We start from the raw sequence: 10,000 nt of genomic DNA, 5'->3' as shown, positions 1-10,000 counted from the left end.
CAGCAGCTGTCAAAAAAGGTGCGCGTTTAAGAGCCTGAAATTAGAAAAATTTGTTTTATTCAAGGCGGGTATGGCATCATATCCGCCTCTTTTTTGTCTTGTTGAGGAAAATTAATGGCTGTTAAAGGTAAAGAATACCCTCATGATTCACTAACCAATCTGAGGCGTTTTTTACGTTACCTCTGGCCGGAAAATAGGAGAGATCTCAAAACAAGACTGTTGCTTGCTTTGGTCATGGTTCTTTTTTCCAAGGCAATTATTCTATTGATGCCCTTTGCATATAAAGGGGTCATAGACCACATGACTGCTCCTGAAAAAACGGGGACAGGCATCGCCATGGCCTTGGCAGTAGCTTACGCTGCCAGTCGTTTTGGAAATGTTCTCTTTGATAATTTACGAAACGCTATCTTTGAGGCTGTAGGGCAAAATGCAGCGAAAGAATTATCTGTAGAATTATTTAAACATTTGCATGATTTGCCTCTGTCTTTTCATCTTGAGCGACGGACAGGATCTTTGACGCGTATTATTGAGCGCGGCACAAAAAGCATTGATTCAATGCTCTATTATTTGATCTTCAATATAGGTCCCACGATTTTTGAATTGATAGCGACCTGCATAATTTTTGTTCTTTCTGGCTGGGGCTGGGGTATGGTGATGGCTACTTTAGCTATGATCGCTATTTATATTCTCTTTACCCGTATCATAACAGAAAAACGGGTTACTCTACGTCGGCAATGGACAGAATATGACCAACAGGCAGGGCAATATGCGCTCGATTCATTGCTTAACTATGAAACTGTTAAGTATTTTAATGCCGAGAGTTTAGAGACTAAACGCTATTCCAAAATTGCAGGTGATCTTTCTGATGCGACCGTCAAGGTTGAAACCTCGCTGGCTTCCCTGAATATCGGTCAATCTCTGATTACCAATATCCTCATGGCTGGCGGTATGGTTTTTACTATCTGGGGATGGAGTCATAATCGTTTCAGTGTCGGTGACGTGGTTCTAATTAACAGCTTACTGCTTCAGCTTTTTCGGCCTTTAGACTTTCTGGGCACCGTTTATCGGCAGGTCAGGCAAGGCCTGACGGATATGGCCGCTGTATTCCGTTTAATTGATACCAAGGCAACTTTACAGGATAAGGTTAATGCCCCTGCATTAAAGGTGAATGCTGGTGAAGTTCGTTTTGAGCATGTGCAATTCCAATATCATGCAGATCGTCCTATCCTAAAGGATATCGATTTTATTCTTCCCGCTGGTCAAAGCTTGGCTATTGTTGGCTCTTCCGGTGCTGGGAAATCCACCTTGGTGCGACTATTATACCGTTTCTACGATGTAACCGGTGGACGAATATTGATTGACAATCAAGATATTCGGGAGGTTACGCAACATTCTTTACGGCAAATTCTGGGTATGGTTCCACAGGATATCGTCCTATTTAATGACACTATCGAATATAATATTCGTTATGGCCATCCTGATGCTTCTTTTGAAGAGGTTAGGCAGGCGGCAAGGGGAGCCGCTATCTCTGATTTTATCGATTCCCTGCCGCAAGGTTATCAAACGACTGTTGGCGAGCGAGGTTTAAAGCTATCAGGTGGAGAAAAACAACGCATCGCTATTGCTCGGATGCTGCTAAAAAATCCTCCTATTTTATTATTCGATGAAGCAACCAGCGCACTTGATAGTCATAGTGAAGCCGATATTCAGGCGACTCTCAATCAGATAGCTCAAAACAGGACAACGATTATTATTGCCCACCGCTTATCTACGATTGTTCACGCTGATCAGATTATAGTCCTTGATCATGGTAGAATTGCAGAATGTGGCAACCATCGAGCCTTATTGGCTCAAAATGGCCTTTATGCCATGATGTGGAAACGACAAAGTCAAAAAGGATAATGCCAAATAAAAAAAGGAGGATGAAATATCCCCCTTTTTTTATTTATTCTTGAATACTTTTAGGCTTCAGCTGCGGCACTTTCAACTTCCGCTTTCGGCCGCCGTCCACGACGGCGTGGCTTTTCTTCTTCCTGATCAGTATTGTCAACCGGATTGATGGCAGGGGGTAAACGATCCGCTTCTAATCGTGCTTCCGCTTCAATAACAGCTTTTGGTCGCCGTCCGCGACGGCGAATAGGGGCTTCTGCTACTGCATCGGAATCGATTGCAGGAATAGCCTCTGCATTATTTTCTTGCAATTCGCCTTCTGTATAGCGCTGCGCCTCGGCTGCTTTCCGTGCTTCCGCTTCAACGACAGCTTTTGGTCGCCGCCCACGACGACGAACTGGCGGCGTTACGGCTTCTTCTGATGAAACGTCCATTGGAATAGAGGGCTGAGCTTGAACCGGCATAGCCGTTTCAGTCATCCGGTTATCTTCTCTATCCATAAAATCTGCGCGAATATCGGCGCGATCATTATTCTCTACAATTCGTCTCGAACGGACTGGGCTGTTATAGTTATTATTTCCAAAATTGGCGTTATATCCATTATCATCGCCATTGCGATCATCGCCTGCCAAACGGTTTTCACCTACAACCCGACGAGGCCGTCTTACAACACGGTTTTCTGCATTGTAAGAAGAAGAGGGACGGCGATTATCAAACCGGTTATCCATAGGCTGACGTGAATTATCAGCATTTTGTCTGCTATCCATGGATGAACGGTTGTCTATGATCTGTTCGTTATTATCGCCTTCTTGCGATAAAGTACGATCACGCATCCGTGCTTCTTCATAACGAAGCCGATTATCATTCAAAATGCGGAAATAATGATCTGCGAATTGAAGGTAATATTCGGTCATTACCCGATCACCTTGCAACTGCATATCTCGAGCCAGCGCCTTGTATTTCTCATGAAGCTGACTTGCATTTCCGCGTGCACGGTTATCGATACGATTATTGCGATCTATTCCGCTATTGGAATTAGACCGGGGCAAGCCCCCGCTACGCCCACGGCGTCGGCCGTTCTGACGATTATTGATCAACTGTTCGCTGCCTTCGTCACTACTGGTGGTTAAGTCACCATCCGCCATTGTGACCGGATAACGGGGAGTAAAATTATTTCATCCGCTATGCCGAAAATGGCGGGCTACGTTATTCCCCCTTGAAGACATTGCCCAAAGTCAATGTCATAACTTCTGGAGCTGTTACGACGTTTTAATATCTGCCCCGAAAAGGAACATCGGGAACGCCATGAAGCTACCATTGGGAATTGGCTTAAAAAGTCGGGCGTTAATGCCAGCTTACTTTTGTTTGCCTCTTTCTTTCTTAAGCAGTCTCAGGGATAAATCCAAGCATTATATTGAGATATCTATAAATTTTTCGAAAAAAACTGAAAAATTATCACCTAGATAGCAAAACACAGCGTGGTCTTTGTTCAAGATCGTAAAAAATTCGACTCTTTAATCCGGTCTCTTTGGCAATCATACTGACATTTTCGGCCTGATCGAATCCTATTTCAAGACAAGCAATACCACGCTCGGTTAAAAGGGAAGGGATTTCCGGTATGATCTCACGATAATCATCCAACCCTTCATCTCCTGAAAATAAGGCCAGATGTGGTTCATAATGCAAGACATCAGCAGGCATCATGGCATCTCTGGCAATATAGGGTGGATTACATAATAAAAGATCGAATTTTTGTTGAATCCCTAGTCCCCAATGACCGATTTTGAACTCCACGCGAGGTAGAATACCGCATTTATCAGCATTGAGGTGGGCAATTTTTAAAGCCTCAGGTGAGGCATCAACGCCAAGCCCCTTCGCGTTTTTCCACTCATCTAAAGCGGCTAATAACAAGGCACCAGATCCGGTACCAAGATCAAGAATATTTTCTGGTAAAAAAGCCTGTTCACGAAAATAGGCAATAGCCGTTTCGATAAGGGTTTCACTGTCAGGACGAGGAATTAAAACATCAGGCGTTACAGTCAGGCGCAAAGTCCAAAAATCTCGATATCCTAAAATATAGGCTACCGGCTCATTTTGTTTACGGCGCTTTATGGCTTCAAAAAAGGAAAGAGGCGCTTGTTTTTCGCCCCATGATCCTAATAGCAAGGCATCTCGCTCTATGCCCAAGCTATGCGCCATCAATAATTCGGCATCAAGCCGCGCCGTCATACTGACAGTTGCCAGATCACGGGCGGCTTCACGCAAGGCTTCGGTAATAGAGAGCGGTCTCACCAGACTCTCGGAAGATTTAATCATCCAGACTTGCCAGTCTTTCAGCTTCATCTTCTGCAATCAAAGCCGAGATGACTTCATCTAAACCAGGACCTGCCAAGATTTCCGGTAAACGATGCAAAGTCAGATTGATACGATGATCGGTTACTCGTCCTTGTGGAAAATTATAGGTGCGAATGCGTTCAGAGCGGTCACCAGATCCCACCATGGATTTACGCTGACCCGCCCGCTCGGAATGCAACCTTTCCCGCTCTCTTTCATAAAGCCTTGCCCGCAACACTTTCATTGCCTTGGCTTTGTTCTTGTGTTGAGATTTTTCATCCTGCTGACTAACAACAATACCACTAGGAATATGAGTGATACGAACGGCAGAATCTGTTGTATTCACAGATTGTCCACCTGGTCCTGAAGAACGGAAAATATCAATACGCAGGTCGCGCTCATCAATATCAACATCGACTTCTTCGGCTTCAGGTAGAACTGCCACAGTCGCTGCCGATGTATGGATACGGCCACCGCTTTCGGTAACCGGCACACGCTGTACGCGATGCACGCCACTCTCAAATTTCAAACGAGCAAACACACCCGCGCCAGTAATACTGATAACGACTTCTTTATAACCACCCAATTCAGCAGCACTGGCAGAAATCATCTCAACGCGCCACCCATGCTCCTCTGCATAGCGGCTGTACATCCGTAGAAGGTCACCGCCAAACAATGCAGCTTCATCGCCACCGGTTCCAGCACGAATTTCTAGAATGGCTGAGCGTTCATCAGCCGCATCGCGAGGTAACAAGCTAAGTGCCAAAGCCCGTTCGGCTTCAGTCAAAGCTGTTTTGTTGGCTTCTAATTCTTCGACAGCCATGGCCTGTAATTCAGGATCGTCATCCTTGGTCATGGCTTCCAGCGTTTCGCCTTCTTCACGCAAACGTCCGACATTTTCAGCGGCCAAAGCAACTGGTTCGACTTCGGAATATTCGCGGGATAATGCAACCAGACGGTTGGAATCTAAATCAGGCCGTGCCATCTCGGCCTGTAATTCTTCCCGTCTGGCAATAATAGCTGCCAGACGATCAGGTGAAATTGCGATCATTTATTCCTCAATTCTGATAAAATCTGGTCAACAATCTGATCAAGCGCAATAGCTTGCTGCTCACCTGTCACCATACTTCTAACGGTCGCCTCATTTCGGGCTAATTCTTCGTCACCCAAAATGATGGCGTAACGAACACCCCAACTATTGGCCTTTTGCATCCGCCGTTTCATATTCCCACGCCATGACATATCGGCTGAAATACCGGCATGTCTTAACTTTGAAAGAATAGAAATCGCTGGATTTTTGGCCTCTTCACCCAGAGGAATAACGGCTACATTCATAGCATCCTCTTTAGGTTCGTCGATTAGCATAGCCAGACGTTCAATACCGGCAGCCCATCCAATAGCTGGCGTCAGATTTCCGCCTAAGGCTTCGGAAAGACCATCGTAGCGCCCACCAGCCAAGACCGTGCCCTGCGCACCCAACTGGTCAGTAATAAATTCAAAAGCTGTGTGGCGATAATAATCCAGACCACGCACTAATCTGGGATCGCGCATCCATGCTACACCGGCGGCATCCAGTCCGGTTGTTACCGCCTTGAAAAAAGAAGCCGCTTCTTCTGTTAGATAGTCATCAATAATCGGCGCTTTTTCGGCAATAATTTTATCATTTGGGTCTTTAGAATCCAAAATCCGCAAAGGATTGCGCGTTAAACGTTCCTGACTTTCCTGCGACAGACTGTCAAAATGCCCTTGAAAATATTCGATCAAGGCTGCACGCCAAGCCTCACGACTGGCACTATCCCCCAAAGTATTCAAGTGAAGGGTTACATGCTGCTTAATACCAAGTGATTCCAGCAATTGATCAGCAAGAGAGAGCAGTTCAACATCAGCTTCTGGTTCTGCAGCTCCGATGACTTCGGCATCTATCTGATGAAACTGGCGATAACGTCCTTTCTGGGGACGCTCATAACGGAAGACAGGGCCATGAGTTGCAATTTTGCAGGGTGAATATTGCTGCCATCCACTTGTAAGATAAGCGCGAGTCAATCCAGCCGTAAATTCAGGCCGAAGTGTCAATTGCTCACCGGAGCGATCAGGAAAGCTATACATTTCCTTGGAAACAACATCCGTTGTTTCGCCCAAAGAACGCGCAAAGACAGCCGTTGATTCGAAAACCGGAATTTCTGCCCGTTTAAATCCGTATAGCTTTCTTATCTCATCAAACTTGTTGACGACATGGTTAAAGCGAAGAGACTCTTCGCCAAAAATATCCTGTGTGCCACGAATCGGCTGGGGCGTTTTAATTTTCATGCCATTCATCCGGCTAATAAAATAAAGATTTCTTCAAGAGTTGCCCGCGTCTAACCTATTTTTCCGGTTGTGCAAAATTTTGTATGCGCAGCGGATACAGAAAGATCATCTGTTGCCTTTTCATCCAAAAAGACTTTTTTCTTCCCTAAAAGACAGAAAAAGAGGCTTGTGATAAAAACAAGCCCGCATTATCGCAATTTTATTATGGATATCAATCTTATTCCCACAGGCGATAATGCGCCCGAAACGCTGAATGTTATCATCGAAGTGCCGCAGGGCGGCGAACCGGTGAAATACGAATTTGACAAAAAATCCGGCGCCTTGTTTGTTGACCGTTTATTGCATACGCCTATGCGTTATCCGGCCAATTATGGCTTTGTTCCGCATACTCTGTCAGATGATGGCGATCCTCTGGATGCTTTGGTTCTTGCCCCGACGCCTTTCGTTCCAGGTAGTGTTGTCAGCGTTCGTCCTATCGCTGTTTTGCGGATGAAGGATGAAAAAGGCGAAGATGAAAAACTGTTGACGGTTCCTGTTGACGATATCATCCCGCTTTATTCTTCTGTCAAAGAAGCCAGCGATTTACCTGCGATTATCACCGATCAGATCGGCCATTTCTTTGAACATTATAAAGACCTTGAATCTAAAAAATGGGTCAAGATCGAAGGCTGGGGCAGTTCTGCTGATGCTCGTAAAATTATCGTTGAAGCGATCGAACGCGCTCAGAAATCAGCCTAATTTTAACTAAATCCGGTTTTTTGCCGGATATCCAGATTAAATTTTATCCCGCATGACAAAATTTTTTTTGTTATGCGGGTTTATTTTTAACCGAAGCCTTTTTCTTCGATTGAAAATCAAGTGGCGTCTCTGGCTGATGAGGTAACATACCTGCTGTTTCGGCGTAAATTTCTGTTTCCTGTTCGGGATGTGCTTCCAGCCATTTTTGCTGTTCTATTCGTTCCAAAGCCCGCCGCCGGATATAGGCTTTCCCTAAAACATATCCGGTGCCAAGAATAAGGCCAACAGGCCCCAAACGGCGAATAGCGCCAACAACCAAAGCCCCTGTTACCAGATTCTTCAGACTGTCATCTTGGTGGGCGCGATTGATTTCAGCCTGCACCAATGTCTCGACAATCCTTGAAACCATGCCTTCTCATTCCCTGAATGAAATTACAATAATAACCCGACTGGCAAGAGCCTTTTCTACATCATCGGTTTTTTGAAGAACGCAGAAAACTCTAAAAAGAGCCGTAAAATTTAAAATGACCGAATTTTTATAAAAATTCGATTCTTTCTCTGGGGCTATCCTGCTTTTTTGGCCTGTCTTACGACCAACACAGGATAGCGATATTCGATAGACAGTAAAATCTATTTTTTACGGCTGAAATCAACCGAAACGACATTCGACCCTTCTTCGATAGGCTTGGCTTCAGGTAATGGCCGTTTTTCGGGCTCTGGTTCATTCTCTTCCGAATCAACGACTTCTTCGAACTGGGCTTCAAATTGCAAGGCAAAGTGAACCGAAGGATCGACGAAATTGGTGATTGCAGAATAGGGGATAACCAGATTGGATGGGATGCCACCAAAAGAAAGACCGATACTAAAATGATCGGATTCTACGACCAAATCCCAAAAGCGATTCTGAATGACAATCGTCATTTCTTCAGGGAATCGGGCTAACAGATGCGGCGGTACAGAAACACCGGCTGCCTGTGTTTTAAAGGTGATATAGAAATGATGATCTCCGGGGAGGCCGCCCTCTGCCTGTACTGTCCCTAAAACGCGACCAACAACAGCGCGCAGGGCTTCTTGGACGATCTCATCATACGGAATCAGACTGTCAAAGCTTTCCTCATTCATAAAGCCTTAGGTGGACGTGTCAAAGCTATCGGTCAAGATGGGATTGAGTATATTTGCATGAAAGCGCGGGTAGGCTATAGCGATTTTATGCAGCGTATAGCCTCAATCCATCGTCAAACCGCCGAAACCGATGTTCATATCCATCTTAATCTGGATGGGCATGGGCAATATAATGTCAAAACTGGCATTGGTTTCTTTGATCATATGTTAGATCAGCTTTTTCGCCACTCGCTTATTGATGGCGATGTGACCGTCAAAGGCGATCTACATATTGATCCCCATCATACTATAGAAGATTGCGCACTTGCTCTCGGGCAGGCTGTTCAGCAGGCTTTGGGCGACAAAGCGGGCATTACTCGCTTTTCGCATGCCTACGCACCTATGGATGAATCCTTGAGTCGGGTTGCCATTGATATTTCTGGCCGCCCTTATCTGGTTTGGCGCTCCGCTTTCACCCAACCACGTTTGGGTGATCTTGATACCGAAATGCTAGAACATTGGTTTCTAAGTTTTGCTCAAGGGGCAGGACTTACCCTTCATGTTGAAACGCTTTACGGGCGCAATAACCATCATATTGCTGAAAGCCTGTTCAAAGCCTTGGCTCTGGCTTTGCGTCAAGCCGTTGCTATTGATGCAGGGAAGCAAGGCCGAATACCTTCGACAAAGGGTAGTTTATAACGTGAAAAATCAGGCATCTTCAACAGTCGCTCTTATTGATTACGGTGCAGGTAATCTTCGTTCGGTTGCCAATGCATTATTGGCATCGGGATTAGCTCGCGAAAATCTGGTTGTTACCGCCAATCCTGATGAGGTTCTTCAGGCAGACCGCGTTGTTTTACCGGGGGTAGGTGCCTTCGCTTCCTGTATGCAAGCGTTAAAGGCTATTCCTGATATGGTGCCCGCTTTGGAAAAGACTGTTCTTGAAAAAAAACGCCCTTTTTTGGGCATCTGTGTCGGGATGCAGCTTCTTGCTGACCAAGGTGAAGAATATGGCATCCATCAAGGCTTGGGTTGGATCAAAGGCAAGGTAACACCGCTCCGCCCGAATGATTCTTCTTGTAAGGTGCCTCATATGGGATGGAACCAGATTGATTTAACCACAGATTCTCATCCTCTCCTTCGGGCAGGGGAAGCCTATTTCCTCCATAGCTACGCTTTCGTGCCGGAAGACGAATCGACCTTATTAGCGACAACTGAACATGGCGGCCTTGTGACAGCCGCGGTCGGACGGGATAATATTATGGGTGTCCAATTCCACCCTGAAAAAAGCCAGAGCTATGGTCTGGAATTTCTGTCCCGTTTTTTGGACTGGAATCCCTAATAAAACGCAAATTTTGCTAGATAGATGATACTGTCTGGCGTCCCCCTTTCTCTTTTATGTCCCCCTATCCAAAGAACATAAAAGAACGGATATTGGAGAAATCCATGACGGATTCACTGATTATTTTTCCTGCCATTGACCTGAAAGAAGGCCATGTTGTTCGCTTGTCTGAAGGCGATATGGATCGTGCTACCATTTATGACGATGATCCAGCGGCTCGTGCCCGCCAATTTTATGAGGCTGGCGCCCGCTATTTGCATGTAGTCGATCTTGACGGTGCTTTTGCCG

11 protein-coding genes are annotated in these 10,000 nt (G+C 45.6%); 5 read left to right on the top strand and 6 right to left on the bottom strand.

What is annotated here, in order from left to right; translation table 11 throughout:
• Positions 1–114: 114 nt before the first annotated feature.
• Positions 115–1,902, top strand: a complete 1,788-nt coding sequence (locus LDL18_RS01575; RefSeq protein ID WP_296506432.1) for an ABC transporter ATP-binding protein/permease — start codon at positions 115–117, stop codon at positions 1,900–1,902.
• A gap of 59 nt (positions 1,903–1,961) precedes the next feature.
• Here LDL18_RS01575 and LDL18_RS01570 read toward each other — a convergent pair whose 3' ends face one another.
• The 4 genes from LDL18_RS01570 to hisS all read right to left on the bottom strand — a co-directional run bounded on the left by LDL18_RS01570 (position 1,962) and on the right by hisS (position 6,531).
• On the bottom strand, positions 1,962–3,035 hold the full coding sequence (locus LDL18_RS01570; protein ID WP_296506430.1) for a DUF4167 domain-containing protein: 1,074 nt from the start codon (positions 3,033–3,035) through the stop codon (positions 1,962–1,964).
• A gap of 310 nt (positions 3,036–3,345) precedes the next feature.
• Positions 3,346–4,206 carry a peptide chain release factor N(5)-glutamine methyltransferase gene (gene prmC, locus LDL18_RS01565; RefSeq protein ID WP_296506428.1) on the bottom strand — a complete coding sequence of 287 codons (861 nt, stop codon included), beginning with the start codon at positions 4,204–4,206 and terminating at the stop codon, positions 3,346–3,348.
• Complete coding sequence (prfA, locus tag LDL18_RS01560; protein WP_296506426.1) at positions 4,199–5,275, bottom strand: peptide chain release factor 1; 1,077 nt, start codon at positions 5,273–5,275, stop codon at positions 4,199–4,201. Before prfA ends, prmC begins: the two co-directional genes overlap by 8 nt.
• Complete coding sequence (hisS, locus tag LDL18_RS01555) at positions 5,272–6,531, bottom strand: histidine--tRNA ligase (protein ID WP_296506424.1); 1,260 nt, start codon at positions 6,529–6,531, stop codon at positions 5,272–5,274. The genes prfA and hisS overlap by 4 nt, the downstream gene beginning before the upstream one ends.
• Positions 6,532–6,735: 204 nt before the next feature.
• On the opposite strand from hisS, the gene ppa reads away from it, so the two are divergent.
• Entirely contained in the window at positions 6,736–7,269 is a 534-nt protein-coding gene (gene ppa / locus LDL18_RS01550; protein ID WP_011241279.1) for an inorganic diphosphatase, read from the top strand.
• 70 nt (positions 7,270–7,339) lie between these two features.
• Here ppa and LDL18_RS01545 read toward each other — a convergent pair whose 3' ends face one another.
• Together LDL18_RS01545 and LDL18_RS01540 are read right to left on the bottom strand one after the other, a co-directional pair.
• Positions 7,340–7,678 (bottom strand): hypothetical protein, encoded by a 339-nt coding sequence (locus tag LDL18_RS01545; protein WP_296506423.1) that lies wholly within the window; start codon positions 7,676–7,678, stop codon positions 7,340–7,342.
• A 221-nt stretch (positions 7,679–7,899) separates the two neighbouring features.
• A complete protein-coding gene (locus tag LDL18_RS01540; RefSeq protein ID WP_296506421.1) occupies positions 7,900–8,391 on the bottom strand; it encodes a ClpXP protease specificity-enhancing factor SspB in 492 nt (163 codons plus the stop codon).
• Between the two features lie 87 nt (positions 8,392–8,478).
• On the opposite strand from LDL18_RS01540, the gene hisB reads away from it, so the two are divergent.
• The 3 genes from hisB to LDL18_RS01525 all read left to right on the top strand — a co-directional run.
• A complete protein-coding gene (hisB, locus tag LDL18_RS01535; RefSeq protein ID WP_296506434.1) occupies positions 8,479–9,069 on the top strand; it encodes an imidazoleglycerol-phosphate dehydratase HisB in 591 nt (196 codons plus the stop codon).
• Between the two features lies 1 nt (position 9,070).
• Entirely contained in the window at positions 9,071–9,712 is a 642-nt protein-coding gene (gene hisH / locus LDL18_RS01530; RefSeq protein ID WP_296506420.1) for an imidazole glycerol phosphate synthase subunit HisH, read from the top strand.
• Positions 9,713–9,816: 104 nt separating this feature from the next.
• Positions 9,817–10,000: HisA/HisF-related TIM barrel protein (locus tag LDL18_RS01525; RefSeq protein WP_296506418.1), on the top strand; the 184-nt coding region annotated here is incomplete at its 3' end.

This window comes from Zymomonas sp. (assembly GCF_020216885.1).
GTDB lineage: Bacteria > Pseudomonadota > Alphaproteobacteria > Sphingomonadales > Sphingomonadaceae > Zymomonas.
Note: the sequence above shows the minus strand (reverse complement) of the source record. Positions and strands in the feature narration are given on the sequence as shown.